Here is a 21,725-nt window from a genome sequence, read left to right as displayed (position 1 = left end):
ATCTGACCTGCCGGCCGCGAACGAGCGATTGGCAACCAATTCTAGGAGGAATCTGCAGTGATTTCAGTAAATGATTTTAAAACAGGCGTAACCGTCGAAGTGGACGGCGATATTTTTACCGTAATCGATTTTCAGCACGTTAAACCGGGCAAAGGCGCGGCATTCGTGCGTTCCAAGCTGAAGAACCTCCGCAACGGCAACACGGTCGAAAGAACGTTCCGCGCCGGCGAAAACATCGGCAAAGCGAACATCGAGAACCGTGCCGTTCAATATCTGTACAACTCCGGTTCGGAGTACTCCTTCATGGATAACGAAACCTACGACCAGTTCACGCTCGACAAAGATCAACTGGAGTGGGAGATCAACTTCCTGAAAGAAAACATGACCGTGAACATTTCCAGCTACAACAGCGAAATCCTCGGCATCCAGCTGCCGAACAGCGTCGATCTGAAAGTCACGGAAACCGAGCCGGGCGTCAAAGGAAACACGGCGCAAGGCGCAACGAAGAACGCGACGCTCGAAACCGGGCTGAACGTACAAGTGCCGCTCTTCATCAACGAAGGCGACGTTCTGCTGATCGATACGCGCGACGGACATTATATCTCCCGCGCGTAGCCCCTACAGCTCGCGGGCAACGCCCGAAAACCGCTTGGCCGCCAAGGCTAGGCGGTTTTTGTCGTATTCAAAACAGCACGGGTATGCTATAATCTTGTTTTGATGAAACATTACAACCTATGACTTTTACACTAGAACTTTCGTGGGAGTGGATGAGCGGTGTCGTTGATAGTAATGAAGTTCGGCGGCAGCTCCGTAGGCTCGACAGAGCGGATGCAGCGGGTTGCAAGGCGAATTGCCGATAATAAAGAGGCTGGTCACGACGTCGTTGTCGTCGTTTCGGCCATGGGAGATACGACGGACGATCTGATCGATCAATCCAAGCTTCTGAACGCCAATCCGCCGGCACGCGAGATGGATATGCTGCTGACGGTAGGCGAACAAATATCGGTCGCGCTGCTGTCGATGACGATCGACGCGCTCGGCTATAAAGCGATGTCGCTGACCGGCTGGCAGGCAGGCATCGAGACGGAGTCCGTGCACGGCAAAGCCCGCATTACCGACATTCAGCCGAAGCGGATCTTCGACGCGATCGAGAGCGGGCATGCGGTCATCGTCGCCGGCTTCCAGGGCGCGACGGATGAGGGCGAGATCACGACGCTCGGCCGCGGCGGTTCCGATACGACGGCCGTGGCGCTCGCGGCCGCGATCAATGCGGACGTCTGCGAAATTTATACCGACGTGGACGGCATCTACTCCACCGATCCCCGAATCGTGAAGTGCGCGCGGAAGCTCGACGAGATTTCGTACGACGAAATGCTCGAATTGGCGAATTTGGGTGCGGCCGTGCTTCATCCGCGCGCGGTCGAATATGCCAAAAACTATAACGTAAAGCTCGTTGTGCGTTCCAGTTTTACGCAAAACGAAGGCACGAGCGTAAAGGAGGAAGCGGTTATGGAACAAGGAATGGTCGTTCGCGGCATTGCCTATGACAAAAACGTGGCGCGCATCAGCATTCTGGGTGTGAAAGACATCCCCGGCGTGCTCGCCAAGGTGTTCGGCGCGCTCGCGTCGAACGGGATCGACGTCGACATCATCGTGCAAAGCGGCACGCAGGAAGGCAAAGCCGACTTTGCCTTTACGATCTCGTTGACCGACAAGGAAAAAGCGATCGGCGTCGTCGAAAGCATTCGCGAGGAAGTGCCTTACCGCGAAGTCACCTCGGAGGAGAACCTCGTGAAAGTCTCCATCGTGGGCGCGGGCATGGTCAGCAACCCCGGCGTCGCCGCGAAAATGTTCAAGGCGATCTACGACCTCGGCATCAGCATCAAAATGGTGACCACGTCCGAGATTCGCTTGTCCGTGATCATTGCGGCGGAACGCGCGCAGGATGTCGTACGCGCGCTTCACAGCGCTTACGGATTGGATACGGCGGAGCAAGTCTTCGTCGGCGGCCCGCAGGATCGGCGTTAATCCTTTCGCCGGCCTCGTTGTTCAAGATATGCATGAAGAATTTAAGCATTAAAGAAGCCTCCGGCCCGCGTTCGTCGCGGACGGAGGCTTCTTTGTGCTTGCGCCACGTCAAGCCGCCTTAGCCTTAAAAGAACCGGCTGCCGATGAAGCTGAACAGCTTGAACAAAATCGCGGTGATGCCGGCAGCCATCAGCGGGCCGACCGGAATGCCCCGGAGAAAGACGATCCCGAAGATCGAGCCGATCACGAGTCCGACGATCAGCTGCGGATCGAGTTTCAGCATCTCGAGTCCTTTCCCGTTGACGAAGGTGGCGATGGCGCCTCCCGTCAAGGCCAATATGCCCGGCCAAGAGGTGACGACGCCGAGTATGTCCTTGGTGCTGATCTTTTCCGATGCGAAGGGGACGAGCACGCTGAAGGTCAAGAACAGCAGGCCGAGCTCCAAGCCTCTTCGTTCGATGGTCGGCAGAAACCGCTCCAGATGAATCAGCTTCACAACCAATAACACGCAGGCTGCCGTCGAAATAATCGGGGAGCGGCCGATTAACCCGATAATGATCAGCACGACTAGTACGACTTCCCCGCTCATGCTTGTTGACCCCTTCAATCGTTGTCACCGCCTCCATGCAGTTGATGGAGCGTCCATACTCCATTGTATGGAACAAGCCTTCCCGTTATGTCTATCGTCAGGCGAGCATGTCGCCCTGCAGCCGCGGCACGATGGAACTGACGCTGACCCGGCAGCAGTGATCCACGTCCCGTACGCTGCCGTTCTTCATCAGCCTGCGGCCGGTCGTACTGCCGAGCAGCAGCTCGCGCAGCTTGCCGTCGCTGCTTTTGAACAAGCCGAGCATCGCGGCGCCGAGATCGTTCATCTCGACCGCGGAGGGACTGATTCCCTGTAGCTCGCCGATGATCAGGCCGGCGCACAGACCGTCTTCCAGCGCGAATTCATTGTGGCTGCCCGCGCAGAGCAGCACGATGTCCCGGCGCAGCTCGGCAGCGGACTGCGCGCAGGCGGCGGCGTTGTTCAGGCAGCCGGCCAGCACGTAATCGGCGCGCATCGCCTTGTGCAGCGCCCGGGTTCCGTTCGTGGTCGTCAGCACGATGCGCTGGCCGCGCACGAGGTCCGCCGTGAATTCTTCCGGCGAATTGCCGAGGTCGAACCCGGGGATCTTGCGGCAAAACCGCTCGCCCGCCAACAGATGGCCGCTGCACTGCAGCGCCCGCGCTTCCAACACGGTCTCGACGGGCATGATACCGGCGGCTCCCGCTTCGAGCGCGGCGACGATCGTGCTCGTGGCGCGGAGCACGTCGATGACGATGACCGTCCGGTGCGCGAACCGGTCGGCCTGCGCCTCGTTGACGCTGGAGATAACTTCGATTTGCATCCTTCTAACGCTTCCTTCCTTATTGCTATTACACAGATTTAAAGGGTTTGTAAGACTATGACCGGAGAGTCGGGGTGGAGTCGGAAAAGCGTCAGCGTTCGCCTTTGTAGTCGGATTTATACCATTTGATAATTTTCAATTCAAATAAATCCGACTACAACAGCGATTGGAGACCCATCCCGACCGCAGGTCGATCTTCTTGTATAAGCCTTTAAATCATATACACGAACGGTTCGACCCGCTCTCCGAAATGAAACGTATCCGAACGCAGGCCGCGCCTCATCGTCTCCAGGGAGAGGACCTCCGATGGCTGAATGTTGCCGAGATTCGCGTCGGCGCCGAACGTCTTCAGCAGCAGCACCTGCTGCTGCTTCAGCGGCGTCTCCCACATGATTCGGCTGATATCGCCGAGCGTGGCGCTGACGGATTCAAGCACGCTTTGCGCGCAATCGCCGTTGCGGTCGAACAGGCCGACCCCGACGCCGGATTCCCTGGCTTCGATCGTCACCATGTCCGCCCCGGCCCACCAATCCACTTCCGCCGTGAGCAGCAGTTCGTTGGCGTCGACGAGCGAGCCCGTCAGCTTTTTCCCGTACTCCGTGACGACCTTCAGGCCATTGCGGATGCCTTCCTGAATGAGCTCGGTGCGAAGCTTTCGATCGAGCTCGATCGTGCCGTCGGAGACTTCGATTCCGTTAAAGCCGAGTCGGCACACCGTGCTGAAAAACACGGGCACGACGTTCTGTTGGACCGCCGTTTCGAGCAGCGTTCCCCCGGGCATGACGGTCAGCCCGCAGCGTTTGGCCAGCTCGATTTTGGCAAGCAGCAGGTCCGTTGGATAGAGCGGCGCCGTTCCGAAACCGAATTTAACGCAATCGATATAACCGGCTGCCGTTTCCATCAGATCGGCGAACGCATGTCGTCCCAGTCCTTTGTCGATGACCATCGTTTGCCCGCGGCCGGTTTTTCGCTGCGCTTCCGGTCCGCCCGGCGTTTCGCGTTGGCCGCTCGGATCCTGCAATGCGGCAGGCCAAGCCGCCTGAGAAATTGATTTCATTCGATCTCCTCGCTATCCATTCGTATCCTTGAGTTCCCGGCAAGCGGACAAGTTCGGCTGCTTTGCCCGAGATTCATGAGGGAAGAAGCTCGCTCCGCCTTTTGCAAGGAAGGCGCCAGCCCTTTCTTCTTGCCACCCGAGCAATATATGCAGTGCGCCCAGAGACGGTGCGAAGGGTGTCCGGCAGGCGCCCATTTTATACGAATGAAAGAGAGACAGGCCCGCATAGATTGTACTAGAGCGGAATTGCTATGGCAGCCGCGTCGGTTCAGCATCAAATCGGAAAAGAGGGATTGGCATGCTTAACAAAATCGTACTCAGCATGGCGACGATTCGCATGTTCTCCGGGACGCTCGAAATCATGGCGGCGCTCCTCATGCTGCGTCTGAATCAGATCGACAAGGCGCTCGTGGTGAACTCTTCGCTGGCGCTGGTGGGGCCGCTCGTGCTGATTTCGACGACGACGATCGGGCTTGTCGGTCTGTCGGATAAACTGTCGTTCGGCAAAATGCTCTGGATCGTCGGCGGCGTGGCGTGCATTTTGATAGGGGCGCTCAAAAAGTAGATTAGGCATATGCGGCGGCTTGTCCGCATACAATGGGAACAAAGATGGACAGTCCATCACTCTAGCAATCTAGCAGGAAAGCCGCAAGGCAGCCAAGATCGAAAGCCGGGAGGGAATGCCGGATGCTTAAAGGAGTGCAGCATTTACTGCCTGCCGAGCTTGCCGAAGTGGTGAGCCGATTACCGGAATCATTGAAAGAAGAGGTAGAAGAGATCCGCATCCGCGAGAACCGGCCGCTGGAAATCGGCACGTCGCGGGGATTCTGGTTTCTGTCGCGGACCGGTCAGCCGCTAGCGCATCCGGAAGGAGCGTACAAGCCGTCCGCGGAGGTTTGCCGCAAGCTGCTGGAGCGGGTCACGAACCATTCCTTGTACGCCATGGAGGAAGAACTGCGGCGCGGGTACATCACCGTCGCCGGCGGCCATCGGATCGGACTGGCCGGCCGAACCGTGCTCGAAGGCGGCAGCGTCCGCGGCATCCGCGATATTGCGGCATTCAACGTGCGGATCGCGCGGGAAGTGGTCGGCGCGGCGGCCGGCCTGCTGCCCAAGCTGCTGGACCATAAGCGGCAGACGCTGCTGTCCACGCTCGTCGTCGCCCCGCCGCAGCAAGGGAAAACGACATTCGTGCGGGATCTGGCGCGGGCGGCGAGCAGCGGAGATTGGGGTCATCCGTCGGCGAACGGCTGGCCCGGCAGGAAAGTCGGGATCATCGACGAGCGCTCGGAAATCGCGGCGTGCGTCAGGGGCGTGCCGACCTTCGACGTCGGTCCCCGCACCGACGTGCTGGACGCTTGTCCCAAGGCGGAAGGCATGATGATGATGCTTCGCTCCCTGTCGCCGGACATCCTCATCGTGGACGAGATCGGCCGCGACGAGGATGCCGCGGCCATCCTCGATGCCAGCCATGCCGGGGTCGCGGTCATCGCGACGGCCCATGCGCTGGATCTCGAAGACGCCCGTGCCCGTCCCGTTCTCGGGAAGCTGCTGGAGGCCGGCGCCTTCCGGCTCTGCGCGCAGCTGCAGCGCGGCGGAGGCGGGCTGACCGCGCGGGTCTTCCCGGTATCGGGGGCATTCCGGGCGCCGGCGGCCCGCGAGCCGACAGCGTCGAAAGGAGGCGGAGGGCATGGTTAAGCTCATCGGGGCGGCGCTTATCCTGTTCGCCGGCGCCATGATCGGCTGGCTGCAAGCGGCGCGCTACGCCGCCCGCCCGAATCAGATCCGCCAGCTGATCCATGCGCTGCAGCGATTGGAAACCGAGATCGGCTACGGCTTCACGCCGCTGCCGGAAGCGATCGCCAGGTGCGCGGCGCATGTGCCCGAGCCGGCGGCCTCGTTGCTGCGGGCGGTGAACGGCCGGCTGGCGGGCGGCGGAGAGCTCACCTTCCGGGAGAGCTGGGAAGCCGCGGTAGTGGACGCTTGGCCGCATACGGCGATGCGGCAGCCGGAACAAACGGCGCTGATCCGCCTGGGCCATAATCTCGGCATCAGCGACCGCGAGGATCAGATGAAGCATCTGAAGCTTGCCGTGCAGCAGCTGCATTTCGAAGAGGACGCGGCGCGGCTCGATGGCGTGCGGTACGTGAAAATGTGGCGAAGCTTGGGCGTTCTCACGGCGGCGCTTATCGTCATTTTGATTCTTTAGTGGGGTGCCGTATGCATGAACATTGATGTCAGCGCCATATTTCAAATCGCCGGAATCGGCATCATTACGGCTATGATCCATACCGTGCTGAAGCAGATGGGCAAGGAAGACATGGCGCATTGGGTTACGCTGATCGGCTTTGTCGTCGTCTTGTTCATGGTCATCCGGCTTTTGAACGACCTGTTCACGGAAATCAAAACGATCTTCTTGTTTCAATGAAGACGGCGCATACGATCGATCGCGAGGCGGGTGAGTAAGGATTGGAAATCATCCAGATTGTCGGCCTTGGACTCGTCTCCACCGTGCTCGTGCTCGTCGTGCGCGAACAGAAGCCGATGTTCGCCTTTCTGCTCGCGGCGTTCACGGGATTGTTCATCTTCCTGTTCGTCATCGGGAAAATCGAAACCGTCATCGGCGTGCTGGAGCAGCTCGCGGACCGGTCCGGCATCCCTTCGATCTACTTGAAGACGGTGCTCAAAATCATCGGCATCGCGTATATCGCGGAATTCGGCTCCCAGATCGTCCGGGACGCCGGCCAGGAGAGCATCGCGTCCAAGATCGAGTTCGCCGGCAAAATTCTGATTCTTGTCCTGGCCGTGCCCATCATCAGCGTCATCGTCGAAACCGTATTAGGCTTACTGCCGATGGGGAGTTGAAGATTATGCGGCAGCGCGTCATGCGTTGTTTGGTCCTGCCGGCCCTGCTTTGCTGGGGACTGCTTCTGTTCCTCCCCGCGGGCGTATCGGCGGATCCATCGGGCGGCTCGGCGCTTGGCGCCGGGCGGCAGGCGGATGCCGCCGCAGCCGAGCCGGCCGCGGAGGACGGCGCGGTCGCCGTCGACAAGCAATTATCGGACGAGCAGATGAACGGCATCGACACGGATACGGTGGAAACGTATTGGAACAAGCTGATGAGCGATTACGGCGGTTTCTTTCCCGACAACGACGTGCCGAGCTTCGTGGAGATGATCATGCCCGGCGGCAAAGGCTTGAAGCTGACGACGGTGCTGTCGGGATTGCTGAAGTACGTGCTCCATGAGGTGCTTTACAACGGAAAGCTGCTGGTCACGATCGTCATTTTGACGGTGTTCAGCCTGATGCTGGAGACGATGCAGACGGCCTTCGAGCGCAATACCGTCAGCAAGGTGGCCTACAGCATCACGTACATGGTGATGATCGTGCTGGCCGTCAACAGCTTCAACGTCGCCATCGGCTACGCGAAGGATGCCATTACCGGCATGATCCAATTCATGATGGCGATGGTGCCGCTGCTGCTGACGCTGCTGGCGACCATGGGAAGCGTCGTCACGGTATCGGTGCTGCATCCGCTGATCGTGTTCATGATCCATGCCGTCGGCACCGTCATTTACACGCTGGTCTTCCCGCTGCTGTTCTTCTCGGCCGTGCTTCATATCGCCAGCTCGTTGTCGGACAGGTTCAAAGTCACCCAGCTGGCCAACGTGCTCCGGAATTTCGCGGTCGGGCTGATGGGCGTCATGCTGACGGTATTCCTCGGCGTGATTTCGGTGCAAGGAGCCACGGGCTCGGTGACGGACGGCGTGACGATGCGGACGGCCAAATTCGTGACGGGCAACTTCGTGCCGGTCATCGGCCGCACCTTCTCCGACGCGGCGGACACGGTCATGTCGGCATCGCTGCTCGTGAAGAACGCCATCGGCCTCTCGGGCGTCGTCATTATCTTGTTCCTGTGCGCCTTTCCCGCCGTCAAAATCATCACGCTGGCATTGATCTACAACGTGGCCGCGGCCGTCATGCAGCCGCTCGGCGACAGTCCTATCGTAGGCTGCCTGCAGACGATCGGCAAAACGCTCATCTATGTCTTCGCCGCGCTGGCCGCGGTCGGGCTCATGTTCTTCCTGGCCATCACGATCATCCTGACGGCAGGCAACGCGGCGGTGATGATGAAGTAGCGGAGTGAGCGGAGGCGATGAGATGTTGAATTGGCTGGCCGTCTGGCTGCAGCAAATCATAGCGGTGGTGCTGCTGGCGGGGTTCATCGATCTCCTCCTGCCGAACAAGGGCATGCAGCGGTACGTCCGGCTGGTCGCGGGCTTGATCATTCTGCTGACGATCCTTACGCCGATCATCCGGGTGCTGCAGGGCGATTTCAGCGCCAAGCTGGACGCGCAGGTAGAGGAATGGATCAACGCCGATTCGTCGAAGGATCTCCGCATGCCGACGCTGCAGGACATCCAGGAGGATGCCAAAGCGCTGAAGCAGAAGGAAGCGGCTTCCGCTTCCGCGCTTGCCGAGCAGCGGATCGCCGAAGCGATGAAGACGGGCATCGAACAGTCCACCGGCCTCAAGGTGGCGGCCGTCGACGTGAAGATGACGGCGGACCGCAGCGGACAGCCCGTCCAATTGAGCGGCGTAACAGTCACGCTTGTCCCGGCGGAACAAGCGCCGCCGGACGAAGGGACCGCCGCCGACGGCGGCACCGGACCGAACGCGGCGCCGGTAGACGAGGTGCAAGCCGTACAGGTCGACGTAACGCCTTCGTCGGACGCGACACCGAACGATGGAGACGGAGGCGCGTACCGGCCCGCGTCGGCAACGATCGCGGGCGCGGTCCAATCGGTGCTGCGGGAAGGCTGGTCCGTCAATCCGGCCGCGGTAGAAGTACTGGAGCCGGCGCCGGCCGCGGCTTCCGCGCGATAGGGAAAGGGGAGAACGACGTTGGCCAAATGGCTGGACGGGCTGGAGTCGACGCTCGGCAAAGGAAACGGAGGCCCGAAACGGGTCCGGACGCTGCGCTGGCTGCTGGTCATCGGCGGCATCGGAGCCGCGCTGATGCTGATGAATTCGTTCCTTCATTTTCAGGAGGTTCCGCAGGAACAGGCGCAAGGGCAGGATCAGGGGCAAGCGCAGCCGGGCGGTTCCGGCGACCAACCCGCCTCGGGGGGAATCAAATCCGGCGGCAGCCCCTTCGATGCCATCGAGCAGCCGCTCGAGAGCCGGCTGAAGGAGATCCTGGAAACCATCGTGGGCGTCGGGCCGGTGGAGGTCATGGTCATGGTCGATTCCACGGAAGAGTCCGTCGTTCAAATCGACGAGAAGGAAGCGCAGCAGATCACGAACGAAACGGACAAGAACGGCGGCAAGCGGAGCATCACGTCGATTACGAAAGAAGGACACGTCGTCCTTTACGATACGAATGGCGACAGCGCGCCGATCATCGTCAAGCGGATTCAACCCAAAATCAGGGGCGTGCTCATCGTGGCGCAGGGCGCGGAGAACGGAACGGTGCGCAGGCTTATCATCGACGCCGTGGAGAAGGGTCTCAACGTTGCGGTCAACCGAATCTCGGTTATTCCCCGCAAGCAACAATAAACCCACTGGGATAATGAAAAGGGAGGCTGTACAAGAATGAATAACAAAAGGCAAACGATTTGGCTCGTATCGATGCTCAGCTTGATGGTGGTTTTGTCGGCATACTACCTCTTCACGGAAGACGTCAGCACGCCGTCGAACGATATCGTGACGACGGACGGCACGAAGCAGCAAGGCGCGGCGAGCGATGCCACCGAAGCTTCCGGAACGGAAGCGGGCGACGACGCGATCATCGCGAACGAAGTGACCGGCGACGACGCGGGCAACGCTGCCGGCGACGCCGCCGCGAACAACGCCGGCAACGCGTCGGCGGATGCGGCGAATGCCGCGGATAACGGGGGAGACGCCGCGGCCGGCAACGCGGACGCGACCAAAACCGACGAGGAAGTGCTGAAGGAACTCGAAGAGGCCGGCGGCGTGGCGACGAGCGTGTTCAGCCAGCTTCAGGAGCAGCGCGACGAATCGTACAACGAAGAATACAATTCGTTGATGGGCAAAGTGTCCGACACGAAGCTCAGCGACAAGGACGAAGCCACCACCGTGCTCGAACAGCTCGATCTGCTCGAGGACAAGAACACGAAGATCACGGGGCTGGAAGAAGAGCTGTCCAATCAATTCGGCAACGCGGCCGTGGTGCCGGATGCCGGCGGCGACCGCTACAAGATCGTCGTGCAAAGCGACAAGCTCGAACGGAGCCAGGCGGACAGCATCCTGACGATGGCGATCGAGGAGCTGGGCCTGTCGCCGGATCAATTGACGATCCAGTACGTGAAGTAAGCCGCCATGGCGGGCCCCGGTGCCGGAATACGCGGTGCCGGGGCTTTTTTCCAATTCGCGCGGGTCAAAAATGCGCTTCGTGTTCTGACGCATTTATGCTATAATAAGGTTTGCTATGTGCAGGTTTGGAAATTTGCACCGTTTTTTCGCGGTTGCTAACACAGCGCTTACATTAAAGCGATCAAGCAGCGTCCCGCAGTGGGGATGCAAAAACTTATAGGAGTGAAACGATGTTTAAACTGAGCGAGATTAAAGAATTGATCAAGCTGGTCGACGGGACTTCGGTCCATGAGCTCGAAATCGAAAACGACGGCGCACGTCTGATGATCCGCAAGCCCGGCAAGACGGAAGTGGTGAACGTCTCGCAAAGCGCGCCTTTCGTTACTACATATACGCAGGCTCCCCAAACCCAAGCGGAGGCGCAGGCTCCCGTTCAGGCCGCTCCCGCGCCGCAAGCGGCTCCGGCGAACAACTACCACGAGATCAAATCGCCGATGGTCGGCACGTTCTACCGCGCGTCCTCGCCGGACAAGCCTCCGTTCGTGAACGTGGGCGACCGCATCAACGACAAGTCGATCGTCTGCATTCTCGAAGCGATGAAGCTGATGAACGAGCTGGAAGCGGAAGTGCGCGGCGAGATCGTCGAGATCCTCGTCGAGAATGGACAACTGGTCGAGTTCGGGCAGCCGTTGTTCCTTGTCAAGCCGGAATAATCCGCCCGCTGCGGAACGAACCGGAAACAACGGACACGAGAGGAGCTTTTAACCGTGAAATTCAATAAAATCCTGATCGCGAACCGCGGCGAAATCGCCGTTCGAATCATACGCGCCTGTCGCGAGCTGGGCATCGAGACGGTAGCCGTTTATTCCGAAGCCGACCGCGAATCGCTTCACGTTCGCCTGGCGGACGAAGCCTATTGCATCGGTCCCGTCGCTTCCAAGGACAGCTATTTGAACCTGACCAATATCATGAGCGTGGCCACGCTGACCAATTGCGACGCGATTCACCCCGGCTACGGCTTCCTGGCGGAAAATGCCGACTTCGCGGAGATCTGCGAATCGTGCGGCGTAACCTTCATCGGCCCGTCGCCGCAAGCGATCAGCAAGATGGGCGATAAATCCGTCGCCAAATCGACGATGAAAGAAGCGGACGTGCCGATCATTCCGGGCTCCGACGGCTTGGTCGAGGACATGGACGACGCCATCCGCGTCGCGCGCGAGATCGGCTATCCGGTCATCATCAAAGCGACGGCCGGCGGCGGCGGCAAGGGAATTCGGATCGCCGAGAACGAGGAATCGCTGATTTCCCAGATATCGACGGCGCAGCAGGAAGCGCAGAAAGCGTTCGGCAACGCCGGCGTCTATCTCGAGAAATACTTGACCGGCATGAAGCACGTCGAGATTCAAATCATGGCCGACAAGCACGGCAATGCCGTCCATCTGTTCGAGCGCGACTGCTCCATCCAGCGCCGCAGACAGAAGCTGCTTGAAGAAGCGCCTTGTCCGGTTCTTAGCCCGGCGCTCCGCGAGCGCATGGGACAGGCTGCGGTCCGCGCCGCGCAGGCCGTGAACTATTCCGGAGCGGGCACGCTCGAGTTTCTCCTCGGTCCGGACGGCAATTTCTACTTCATGGAGATGAACACGCGGATTCAGGTCGAGCATCCCGTCACCGAGATGATCACGAACGTCGATTTGATCAAAGAGATGATTTCCGTGGCCGAGGGCAATCCGTTGTCCTTCGCGCAGGAGGATCTGAAGATCAACGGCTGGGCGATCGAGTGCCGGATCAACGCCGAGGATTCCGAACGCGGCTTCATGCCGTCCCCGGGCAAGATCGACTTTTATCTGGCGCCGGGCGGTTTGGGCGTTCGCGTGGACAGCGGGGCTTATCCCGGCTACACGATATCGCCGCACTATGATTCTATGATCGCGAAGCTGATCGTATGGGGAGCCACGCGGGACGATGCCATCGCGCGCATGAAGCGGGCGCTCTCGGAATTCGCGGTCGACGGCATCCGCACCACCATTCCGTTTCATATGAAGCTGCTCAATCATCCGATGTTCCTGAAGGGCAATTTCGATATCAAATTCCTTGAGGAACACGATATCAACAACCCCGAGGAATTCTCGTTGGAGTAGGCGGGAAACAAGTCCTGCACGGTTTGTCATATTTCCGCCAGAATGCTATAGTATAGGAATAAGAAGCGGATAAGCTATCGGCTGGCGGCTGAAGGCACGCTACTTTACGGGAGGTGTAGGATAACCATGAGTACGCTGGCAGCGGACTATGAGAGAACGGACATGGGCACTATTCAAATCGCACCCGAAGTCATCGAAATCATTGCTGGTCTTGCGACAATCGAGGTACAAGGCGTAGCGGGCATGAGCGGCGGGTTCGCCGGCGGCATTGCCGAGCTTCTGGGTCGCAAAAACTTGTCGAAGGGCGTTAAAGTCGAAGTCGGGCAGCGCGAAGCGGCCGTTGACGTTTCCATTATCGTGGAATACGGCAACCGGATACCGGAGATCGCTTCGGACATTCAACGCAACGTTAAGCGCGCCATTGAAACCATGACCGGTCTTCATGTCGTCGAAGTAAACGTTCATATCCATGACGTTCATTTCAAACTGACGGAGAAGCAGGAATTGGAAGAGGCTCAGCTTCGGGTAAAATAATCGTTCTCGTGGAAATGAATGACTCATACCCCCTAGTGGTTGGGCTTGCCGCTCGGCGCTAGGGGGTTTTATCTAGGAATACAAGAAAATTTCGGTTTTGTTTCACGCTCGGCTTATCTTGCTCCGCCCAACGTAAGGACGGCATGAGCCGTTTCTTCGTAATCGTCCCAAGGAGGCATCTGTCGTTGATTAGAATGTTGGACAAGCTGCTGTTATTCCTATATAGCCTGGCGATCGGGGTGGCGGCGGCCATCGCGTTCTGCGCCGGGGTTTATTGGTTCCCGGAAGAATGGCTGGGCAATCTCGTACATAATTTGTACAGCGGCGACATGCGTTGGCTGCAGCTGACCGTCGTCACGGTAGCGGCAGTCGTTTTCTTGATCAGCCTTCGCTTCTTCTACGTCTCGCTTCGGCGGAGCAACGCGTCCGCGCCTTCCATTGACCAACGCACGGAATTCGGCGACATTCGCATTTCGCTGGATACGGTCGAGAATTTGGCGCTCAAGGCGGCCGCGCGCCAGCGCGGCGTGAAGGATTTGAAAGCGCGGATCCGCATCGGCGAATCGGGTATCGAAGTATCGCTGCGTGCCATCGCGGACGGAGAGAGCTCCATTCCGACGCTGACCGAGGATATTCAGCGCGCGGTCAAGTCCCACGTGGAGGAAATTACGGGCATTCCCGTGGCGAACGTTTCCGTCTTCGTGGCCAACATCATCCAAACCGCGAACTTTAAAAGCCGTGTAGAATAGGGGTGATGCCGATGTGGAGGGAAATCTGGACGACCTACGGTGGACGGATCGCCGGTATCTCGGTGGGTATCATTCTGGGCCTTCTTTATTTCATCGTAGGATTTTGGGATATGCTGTTTTTCGGTTTATTGCTTTGGGTCGGCTACGCGATTGGCAAAATGAAGGACGAGCAGAAGGGCCCGATCATTCCCTGGCAGCAGCTGGTGGAGTGGTTGACGGAGCGCTGGCGGCCGTTCAAATAGCACTATGGTCTCCTCCGTACCCCGGACAACGCGGCATCTGTTCGGGGCAGGGAGGAGATCATATTTTTTGAAATCCGATCTCGGATAAGCGTTCCTTATGCCGAGTTTGGGTTTCTCCGGAATGGATCGGGTCGCACCCCAGGGGTGCGAGCCGATTCGCTTGATACAGGAATTTTCGAGGAACGGTCAGGAGGACACATGAAACGAAGGCTAGCACGGGAAATCGTGGTACAAAGCTTGTACCAAATGGAAATGAACGAAGAAGCGACGACGGCGTCCGCGGTCGACATGCTGGTGGACGAGGTGCACGCGGAGAACGAAATCGAAGCGGACGCGGCGGACGTCGGCAAGATTGACGAGTATATCCGGAGCCTACTGCAAGGCGTCGTGGAACATAAGGCAGCGATCGACGACATGCTGCAGCACTACTTGACGGGCTGGCAGGTGGATCGGCTTTCGCGCGTGGATCGTCAAATATTACGGCTTGCCTGTTACGAGCTGGTATTCAGGGACGACGCGCCGCCGAAGGCGATCATCAACGAAGCGATCGAGCTGGCGAAGCATTTCGGCACCGACGAATCCGGCAAATTCGTCAACGGCGTGCTCGGACGGCTGCTGCAGGCGCTGGACGAGCTCAAGCCGAAAGCGTAGGTTTTGCACCGCGATTCCGATAAGCCCCTTGCAGCCGCAGGCGTAAGGGGCTTCCGATAATTAAGCCCCTCGAGGCGTTTATAACTAGGAGTGATCGAAGTGACCGCACATCGTATTGAAGGGAAAGCAATTTCCGACGCCATCCGGATCGAAATCGCCGAGGAAGCGGCGAAGCTGGCTGCGCAGGGCATCGTTCCGGGCCTGGCCGTCGTGCTTGTCGGCGAAGATCCGGCATCGAAAGTGTACGTGGGAAGCAAAGAAAAAGCATGCCAGCAGCTGGGTTTCTATTCCGAAGTCCACAAGCTTCCGGCCGAGACGACGCAAGGAGATCTCCTTGCCCTGATCGACCGGCTTAATCGTCAAAGCAGCATTCACGGCATTCTCGTGCAGCTTCCGCTGCCGAAGCATATCGACGAGAAAGCGGTCATCGACGCCATCAGCGCGGCCAAGGACGTGGACGGTTTTCACCCGGTCAGCGTAGGCAACCTGGTCATCGGCGACGACAGCTTGCTGCCCTGCACGCCAGCCGGCGTCATCGAGCTGATCAAACGGACGGGCATTGACATCGCGGGCAAGCATGCCGTTGTCATCGGCCGCAGCAACATCGTCGGCAAACCCGTCTCCATGCTGCTGCTTCGCGAGCATGCGACCGTAACGATCTGTCATTCGCGCACGGCCCAAATGGCGGATATCGCGCGCACGGCGGATATTCTCGTCGTCGCGATCGGCAAGGCCAACGCCATCGGCCGCGAGTTCGTCAAGCCGGGCGCCGTGGTTGTCGACGTCGGCATCAACCGTCTCGAGAGCGGCAAGCTTGCAGGCGACGTGAATTATGAAGACGTGCTGGAGACTGCCGGTTACATCACGCCGGTTCCGGGCGGCGTGGGCCCGATGACGATCACGATGCTGATGCAAAACACGCTCAAGGCGGCGAAGCAGCAACACGCAGTGAAGGAGTGATTGCCGTACCATGGCGGACCGAACGCGTATATTCTCGATCAAAGAAATAAACCGCTACATCGGGATGAAGCTGGAATCGGACGATCTTCTTAGCGATGTTTGGCTGCGCGGCGAAATTTCCAATTTCACGCATCATTCCAGCGGACATATGTATTTCACGTTGAAGGACAAGGACAGCCGGCTGAAATGCATCATGTTCGCTTCGCATAATCAACGCCTTCCCTTCATGCCGAAGGAAGGCGCGAAGGTGCTGGCGCGCGGCAATATAGCCGTCTACGAGCGGGACGGCAATTATCAATTCTATTGCACGGCGATGCAGCCGGACGGAATCGGGAGCCTTTATTTGGCCTACGAGCAGCTGAAGCGGAAGCTTCAGGACGAAGGGTTGTTCGACTCTTCGCGGAAGCGTCCGATTCCGGCGTTTCCGAAAGCGATCGGGGTCATTACGTCGGCGACCGGCGCGGCTGTACGGGATATACTCATTACGCTGCAGCGCCGCCACCCTTCCGTGCCGGTGCTGCTTTTTCCTGTTTCCGTGCAGGGGGCGTCGGCGGCGCCTTCGATCGTCAAAGCGATCGAAAGCATGAACCGTTTGGCGGAGGTAGACGTATTAATAATTGGCCGGGGCGGCGGGTCCTTGGAAGAGCTGTGGGCGTTCAACGAGGAGGCCGTTGCCAGGAGCATCGCCGCTTCGCTGATTCCGGTCATCTCGGCTGTCGGCCACGAGACCGATTTCACGATCGCGGATTTCGTCGCCGACCTGCGCGCGGCGACCCCTACGGCGGCTGCCGAGTTGGCGGTTACGAGCGTCCACGAGCTGAAGGCGCAGCTCGCGCAGACCGAATCCAGGCTGGTTCAGATGCTGCGCATGACGCTGCAAGGACGCAAGGAGCGATTGAACCGCCTGCGGAAATCGCCCGTCTTCCTCAACCCCCGCAAATACGTGCTGCAGCAGTCGCAGCTGCTCGACGTGATGCGCGAGCGCCTGAAGCAACGGTCGCTAAGGCTGGCTGAACGGAATCGCGAGAAGTTCGCGAATTTGAATCATGCGCTGAACAGGGCGCATCCCGGCGCCAAACTCGCCGCGGCTTCGAAGCAACTGCAGCAGGCCGGCGCCAGGTTGGAAGCCGGCATGGCCGCGGGTTTAAAAGCGAAACGGCTGCAATTAGTCGCCTCTGTTCGGCAATTAGATGCATTGAGCCCGCTTAAAGTTATGTCAAGAGGGTATAGCTTAGTATATGACGAGCAAGGCAAGAAACTGGTCAAGTCGGTAACCGACGTGCAGTTGGGCGATCTGGTCCGGGTGAACGTCACGGACGGCCAGCTGGAATGCCAGGTATGGGGATTGAAAGGGGAGGCGTAAACGATGGCGGCGAAGGAAAAAGAGAAAGAAAAAGAGAAGGACGAGATCAGCTTCGAGGCGGCCATGGAGCGCCTGGAAACGATCGTCGGGAAGCTAGAAAGCGGCGATGTTCCGCTCGAAACGGCGATCGAGCTGTTCCAGGAAGGCATGAAGCTGTCGCAGCTCTGCGGCTCCAAGCTGGATCAAGTCGAGCGCAAGATCGAGATGCTGATCGAGTCGGAGAACGGTTTGCAGCGAAAACCGTTTGCCCCGGCGAACGAAGACCGAGGAGACTAAGCGTGAAAACCTCTCTTTCTCTTACAGACTACTTGAATCGTTCCGTACTGGAAATCGAGGAAGCGCTGCAGGCTTCGCTTCCGCAGGACTGGGATATTCCGCCGACGCTGCGGGAATCGATGATGTATTCCCTGGAAGCCGGCGGCAAGCGGCTTCGGCCGATTCTCGTGTTGAGCGCGGCGGAGGCCGTGGAACGCGCCGAGAACGCGCGGAAGATCGCGATGCCGGTCGCCTGCGCGGTCGAGATGATCCATACGTATTCGCTTATCCACGACGACCTGCCCGCAATGGACGACGATGATTTTCGCCGGGGCAAGCCGACCAATCATAAAGTGTTCGGCGAGGCGATGGCGATCTTGGCCGGCGACGGGCTGCTCACGCATGCCTTCTACTCCGTTACGCGTTCCGCGGCGCTCGGCGCGCCGCCCGAGGTGGCGCTTGCGATCGTTTCGGACTTGGCCCGCCTTGCTGGCGTGCCCGGCATGGTCGGCGGTCAAGTAGCCGACATTCACGGCGTGCAAGGCGTTACATCGCTCGAAGAACTGGAGTATATCCATCTGCGCAAGACCAGCGATCTCTTGGTCTTCTCCGTGCTCGCTGGCGCGCGCATCGGGGGAGCGACGCAGCCTCAGCTGGAAGCCCTGCAGCGGTTCGCGCGCAAGCTCGGGCTGGCCTTTCAAATCCAAGACGACATTCTGGATTTGGTCGGCGACGAAGCGAAGTTGGGCAAACCCGTGCAGAGCGACGTGGAAGAACGGAAGGTGACATACCCGTTTCTGATCGGCATGGAAGAGAGCGAAGCGCTCGTCGTTCGCCTGACGCAGGAAGCGAAGCAGGCGCTCGACGAGGCAAATCTCGCGCAGCCGGACACGCTGCGCGCGATTGCCGATTACCTCATGAGCAGGGACCATTAGATCTCCCTGATCATGGGCTTCTGACGCGAACTGTGATATAATTTAGCCACGTTTGACGATTGTTGGCCAACGAGGGCTGTAAGCCGGGAAAGCGAGGAATTATCGTGTTGCTGGAACATATAAATGAGCCCAATGATTTGAAGTCCTTGTCGATCGCGCAGCTGGAGGAGCTTGCGGAAGAAATCCGCAACTTTCTTATCGAGAAGCTGTCGGCGACGGGCGGACATCTTGCTCCCAACCTGGGGGTCGTCGAACTTACCTTGGCGCTGCATTATTTATTCGACAGCCCGAAGGATAAGTTTATTTTTGATGTGGGGCATCAGTCATACGTCCATAAAATATTGACCGGGCGCAGGGACCAATTCGATACATTGCGCCAATACAAGGGACTTTGCGGATTCGTGAAACGCTCCGAAAGCCCGCACGACGTGTGGGAGGCGGGACACAGCAGCACCTCCCTGTCCGCGGCGATGGGCATGGCGCTCGCACGCGACTTGAAGGGCGAGAAGAACAAAGTCATCGCCGTCATCGGCGACGGCGCGCTTACGGGCGGAATGGCGCTGGAAGCGCTCAATCATATCGGTCACGAGAAGAAGAACCTGATGGTCATCCTCAACGACAATGAAATGTCGATCGCGCCGAACGTTGGGGCGCTGCACCATTATTTGGGCAAAATCCGGACGGACCGCCATTATCAGAAGGCGAAGGATGAGCTCAACCAGCTGCTGAACAAAATTCCCGCGATCGGCGGCAAGCTGGCCAAAACCGTGGAGCGGCTCAAGGACAGCGTGAAATATTTGCTGATGAGCGGCATTTTGTTCGAGCAATTCGGGTTCACGTACTTAGGTCCCGTAGACGGACACGATCTGGCGCAGCTGACGGAGCTGCTCGATCAGGCTAGCCGCATGCCGGGTCCGGTGCTTGTGCACGTCATTACCGTCAAAGGCAAAGGATACTCTCCCGCCGAAGCGGATTCGTTCAAATGGCACGGCGTATCCACGCCGTATAAAATCGATTCCGGCCAAATGCTCAAGGTCGTCGGTCCGCCGATGTACACCGAGGTGTTCAGCGACGCGCTGATGGACTTGGCCGAACAGGATAAGCGGATCATAGCCGTGACGCCCGCGATGCCGGGCGGTTCGGGCTTGATCAAATTCGCGGAACGTTACCCCGACCGGATGATCGACGTCGGCATCGCGGAACAGCATGCGGCGACGATGTGCGCGGCGCTGGCGATGGAGGGACTTAAGCCGATTTTCGCGGTATACTCCACGTTCCTGCAGCGTGCGTACGATCAAGTCGTCCATGATATTTGCCGGCAAAACACGAACGTCGTTTTCGCGATCGATCGCGCCGGCTTTGTCGGCGGGGACGGAGAAACCCATCAAGGCGTGTACGATATTCCGTTCCTTCGCCATGTTCCGAACATGGTTCTGATGATGCCGAAGGACGAGAACGAGCTTCGCCGGATGATGAAGACGGCCATCGACTACGACGACGGACCGATTGCCATCCGCTACCCGCGGATCAACGGGCTCGGCGTGGCGATCGAGAAAGAAATGAAGCCGATCGCGATCGGCACGTGGGAAGTGCTGCGGGAAGGCGAATCCGCGGTGATCGCGGCGATCGGCCCGATGATTCCGGTGGCCGAGGAAGCGGCGGAGCTGCTCAAGCGGGAAGGCCTGAACATCCGCGTGGTCAACGCGAGGTTCGTCAAACCGCTCGACGAAGCCATGCTGCTGCAAATCGCGGATGAAGGCTTGCCGATGCTCGTGCTGGAAGAAGGTTCGGAGCTGGGCGGTCTCGGAAGCGCGGTGCTGGAATTTTATTCCTTGCACCATAGAGACGGCATGCACATCCGCATCATGGGCGTTCCCGACGTTTTCGTCGAACACGGCTCCGTGAAGGAGCAGCGCCTCGAAGTGGGATTGACCGCCGAGCACGCTGCCGCGGAATTGAATACGCTGCTTCCGCGGATTCGCAAGCGCGTACCCGGCCAGGCTTAAGAAACAGGAGATTCGGAACCGATGACGATTGCAAAAGAACGCATAGATATCCTTCTCGTCGAGCAGGGCTACTACGACAGCCGCGTCAAAGCCAAAGCTGCGCTGATGGCGGGTCTCGTCATCGTGGATGGCGAGCGCATCGAGAAGAGCGGCATGAAGGTGCCGCGAACCGCCTCCATCGTCGTGAAAGGCGCGCTTCATCCTTATGTCAGCCGCGGCGGCCTGAAGCTGGAGAAAGCGATCAAGCAGTTCGGGCTGGAGCTCGAAGGCGCGGTCATGCTGGATATCGGCGCTTCGACCGGCGGCTTTACCGATTGCGCGCTCCAGAACGGGGCAGCGTACGTCTATGCGCTGGATGTCGGGTACAACCAGCTGGACTGGTCGCTAAGGCAGCATGAGCGCGTCAACGTCATGGAGCGCACTAATTTTCGCTATACGGTGCCGGAGGATTTGAAGGGACCGGAGCCGACCTTCGCGACCATCGACGTGTCCTTTATTTCGTTGAAGCTGATCTTGCCGACCTTGGGCACGCTGCTGAAGCGGGGGGCGGGCGTCGTCGCGCTGATCAAGCCGCAATTCGAAGCCGGCCGCGAGAAAGTCGGCAAATCGGGCGTGGTGCGCGAATCGGCGACGCATCGCGAAGTGCTCCGTCAGGTGCTTGGATTCGCGGCGGTCCAGGGCTACGACTTGAAGCGGCTTACCTTTTCCCCGATTACGGGCGGCGAAGGCAACATTGAATTTTTGGCCTATTGGCATTGGGAGCCTGGCGCCGAACTGCCTGAGCCAAGCGATGAGGCGATCTCCGAGGTTGTCGCGGAGGCTTCGGCCGCGTTTACATGATTTGCTTGGTGAATCGGGGTAACATGCTGCCGAGACATGAATAAGTCTTTCGTGAGGCTAAGAAGCCGCATGAAAGGCTTTTTTTGACGATTGGGCATCGAATCCCGTTTGCCCCCTTTGCAGACGGCGAATAATTTGCTAAGATAAGAACGAAAGCAAACAAATGTTCGTAGTGGCCGCGAAAGGAAATTCTCCGCTTGGCGCGAAATGATTAAGGATATTCTGATCGATTCGCGGGAG

Annotated in this window: 26 protein-coding genes; 23 read left to right on the top strand and 3 right to left on the bottom strand. The window is 58.9% G+C overall.

The annotated features are described in order from the left end of the window. Positions 1-57 precede the first annotated feature (57 nt). Together efp and GT019_RS02305 are read left to right on the top strand one after the other, a co-directional pair. Positions 58-615, top strand: a complete 558-nt coding sequence (gene efp, locus GT019_RS02310) for an elongation factor P (RefSeq protein ID WP_161740768.1) — start codon at positions 58-60, stop codon at positions 613-615. Between the two features lie 159 nt (positions 616-774). Continuing rightward, complete coding sequence (locus tag GT019_RS02305; protein WP_161740766.1) at positions 775-2,028, top strand: aspartate kinase; 1,254 nt, start codon at positions 775-777, stop codon at positions 2,026-2,028. Positions 2,029-2,152: 124 nt separating this feature from the next. Here the strand turns inward: GT019_RS02305 and GT019_RS02300 are convergent, their stop codons facing one another. The 3 genes from GT019_RS02300 to comA all read right to left on the bottom strand — a co-directional run bounded on the left by GT019_RS02300 (position 2,153) and on the right by comA (position 4,476). Then, positions 2,153-2,617, bottom strand: coding sequence for a DUF441 domain-containing protein (locus GT019_RS02300; protein ID WP_161740764.1), 465 nt, complete (start codon positions 2,615-2,617; stop codon positions 2,153-2,155). A gap of 97 nt (positions 2,618-2,714) precedes the next feature. After that, entirely contained in the window at positions 2,715-3,419 is a 705-nt protein-coding gene (locus GT019_RS02295) for a 2-phosphosulfolactate phosphatase (protein WP_161740762.1), read from the bottom strand. A gap of 211 nt (positions 3,420-3,630) precedes the next feature. Then, the gene (gene comA, locus GT019_RS02290) at positions 3,631-4,476 is read right to left on the bottom strand and encodes a phosphosulfolactate synthase (protein ID WP_161740760.1); all 846 of its coding nucleotides are present in this window, start codon (positions 4,474-4,476) and stop codon (positions 3,631-3,633) included. Between the two features lie 298 nt (positions 4,477-4,774). Here comA and GT019_RS02285 point away from each other — a divergent pair, with 298 nt between their 5' ends. From GT019_RS02285 to GT019_RS02185, 21 genes are all read left to right on the top strand, one after another. Continuing rightward, the gene (locus GT019_RS02285; protein WP_161740758.1) at positions 4,775-5,041 is read left to right on the top strand and encodes a YqhV family protein; all 267 of its coding nucleotides are present in this window, start codon (positions 4,775-4,777) and stop codon (positions 5,039-5,041) included. A gap of 122 nt (positions 5,042-5,163) precedes the next feature. Then, the gene (gene spoIIIAA, locus GT019_RS02280; RefSeq protein ID WP_161740755.1) at positions 5,164-6,174 is read left to right on the top strand and encodes a stage III sporulation protein AA; all 1,011 of its coding nucleotides are present in this window, start codon (positions 5,164-5,166) and stop codon (positions 6,172-6,174) included. Continuing rightward, the gene (spoIIIAB, locus tag GT019_RS02275) at positions 6,167-6,685 is read left to right on the top strand and encodes a stage III sporulation protein SpoIIIAB (protein ID WP_161740753.1); all 519 of its coding nucleotides are present in this window, start codon (positions 6,167-6,169) and stop codon (positions 6,683-6,685) included. The genes spoIIIAA and spoIIIAB overlap by 8 nt, the downstream gene beginning before the upstream one ends. A 15-nt stretch (positions 6,686-6,700) precedes the next feature. Next, a complete protein-coding gene (gene spoIIIAC / locus GT019_RS02270) occupies positions 6,701-6,904 on the top strand; it encodes a stage III sporulation protein AC (protein WP_161740751.1) in 204 nt (67 codons plus the stop codon). A 41-nt stretch (positions 6,905-6,945) separates the two neighbouring features. Further along, entirely contained in the window at positions 6,946-7,341 is a 396-nt protein-coding gene (gene spoIIIAD / locus GT019_RS02265) for a stage III sporulation protein AD (protein ID WP_161740749.1), read from the top strand. A 20-nt stretch (positions 7,342-7,361) separates the two neighbouring features. Beyond that, entirely contained in the window at positions 7,362-8,615 is a 1,254-nt protein-coding gene (gene spoIIIAE, locus GT019_RS02260; RefSeq protein WP_161740747.1) for a stage III sporulation protein AE, read from the top strand. A gap of 22 nt (positions 8,616-8,637) precedes the next feature. Next, positions 8,638-9,363, top strand: coding sequence for a stage III sporulation protein AF (gene spoIIIAF / locus GT019_RS02255; protein ID WP_161740745.1), 726 nt, complete (start codon positions 8,638-8,640; stop codon positions 9,361-9,363). A gap of 18 nt (positions 9,364-9,381) precedes the next feature. Beyond that, entirely contained in the window at positions 9,382-10,035 is a 654-nt protein-coding gene (gene spoIIIAG / locus GT019_RS02250; RefSeq protein ID WP_161740743.1) for a stage III sporulation protein AG, read from the top strand. 36 nt (positions 10,036-10,071) lie between these two features. Next, positions 10,072-10,812 (top strand): SpoIIIAH-like family protein, encoded by a 741-nt coding sequence (locus GT019_RS02245; protein ID WP_161740741.1) that lies wholly within the window; start codon positions 10,072-10,074, stop codon positions 10,810-10,812. A 230-nt stretch (positions 10,813-11,042) separates the two neighbouring features. Further along, the gene (gene accB, locus GT019_RS02240) at positions 11,043-11,525 is read left to right on the top strand and encodes an acetyl-CoA carboxylase biotin carboxyl carrier protein (RefSeq protein WP_161740739.1); all 483 of its coding nucleotides are present in this window, start codon (positions 11,043-11,045) and stop codon (positions 11,523-11,525) included. Between the two features lie 54 nt (positions 11,526-11,579). Beyond that, on the top strand, positions 11,580-12,950 hold the full coding sequence (gene accC / locus GT019_RS02235; protein WP_161740737.1) for an acetyl-CoA carboxylase biotin carboxylase subunit: 1,371 nt from the start codon (positions 11,580-11,582) through the stop codon (positions 12,948-12,950). A gap of 126 nt (positions 12,951-13,076) precedes the next feature. Continuing rightward, the gene (locus GT019_RS02230; RefSeq protein ID WP_161740735.1) at positions 13,077-13,484 is read left to right on the top strand and encodes an Asp23/Gls24 family envelope stress response protein; all 408 of its coding nucleotides are present in this window, start codon (positions 13,077-13,079) and stop codon (positions 13,482-13,484) included. 185 nt (positions 13,485-13,669) lie between these two features. Next, positions 13,670-14,233: an alkaline shock response membrane anchor protein AmaP gene (gene amaP, locus GT019_RS02225; protein ID WP_161740733.1), complete on the top strand. Its 564-nt coding sequence runs from the start codon at positions 13,670-13,672 to the stop codon at positions 14,231-14,233. An 11-nt stretch (positions 14,234-14,244) separates the two neighbouring features. Next, complete coding sequence (locus tag GT019_RS02220) at positions 14,245-14,475, top strand: DUF2273 domain-containing protein (protein WP_407945056.1); 231 nt, start codon at positions 14,245-14,247, stop codon at positions 14,473-14,475. Between the two features lie 198 nt (positions 14,476-14,673). Further along, a complete protein-coding gene (nusB, locus tag GT019_RS02215; protein WP_161740729.1) occupies positions 14,674-15,126 on the top strand; it encodes a transcription antitermination factor NusB in 453 nt (150 codons plus the stop codon). A gap of 99 nt (positions 15,127-15,225) precedes the next feature. Further along, entirely contained in the window at positions 15,226-16,086 is an 861-nt protein-coding gene (folD, locus tag GT019_RS02210; protein WP_161740727.1) for a bifunctional methylenetetrahydrofolate dehydrogenase/methenyltetrahydrofolate cyclohydrolase FolD, read from the top strand. 10 nt (positions 16,087-16,096) lie between these two features. Further along, positions 16,097-17,449 (top strand): exodeoxyribonuclease VII large subunit, encoded by a 1,353-nt coding sequence (gene xseA, locus GT019_RS02205; RefSeq protein ID WP_161740725.1) that lies wholly within the window; start codon positions 16,097-16,099, stop codon positions 17,447-17,449. 3 nt (positions 17,450-17,452) lie between these two features. Beyond that, positions 17,453-17,725, top strand: a complete 273-nt coding sequence (gene xseB, locus GT019_RS02200; protein WP_161740723.1) for an exodeoxyribonuclease VII small subunit — start codon at positions 17,453-17,455, stop codon at positions 17,723-17,725. A 2-nt stretch (positions 17,726-17,727) separates the two neighbouring features. Beyond that, on the top strand, positions 17,728-18,639 hold the full coding sequence (locus GT019_RS02195) for a polyprenyl synthetase family protein (RefSeq protein ID WP_407945055.1): 912 nt from the start codon (positions 17,728-17,730) through the stop codon (positions 18,637-18,639). A gap of 104 nt (positions 18,640-18,743) precedes the next feature. Continuing rightward, the gene (gene dxs, locus GT019_RS02190) at positions 18,744-20,645 is read left to right on the top strand and encodes a 1-deoxy-D-xylulose-5-phosphate synthase (protein ID WP_161740721.1); all 1,902 of its coding nucleotides are present in this window, start codon (positions 18,744-18,746) and stop codon (positions 20,643-20,645) included. A gap of 21 nt (positions 20,646-20,666) precedes the next feature. Further along, positions 20,667-21,485 (top strand): TlyA family RNA methyltransferase, encoded by an 819-nt coding sequence (locus GT019_RS02185; RefSeq protein WP_161740719.1) that lies wholly within the window; start codon positions 20,667-20,669, stop codon positions 21,483-21,485. Positions 21,486-21,725: the final 240 nt, after the last annotated feature.

This window comes from Paenibacillus glycinis, from assembly GCF_009909185.1.
Taxonomy (GTDB): Bacteria; Bacillota; Bacilli; order Paenibacillales; family Paenibacillaceae; genus Paenibacillus_Z; species Paenibacillus_Z glycinis.
The sequence above is the reverse complement of the archived record's forward strand: the minus strand, read 5'-3'. Positions and strand labels throughout refer to the sequence as shown.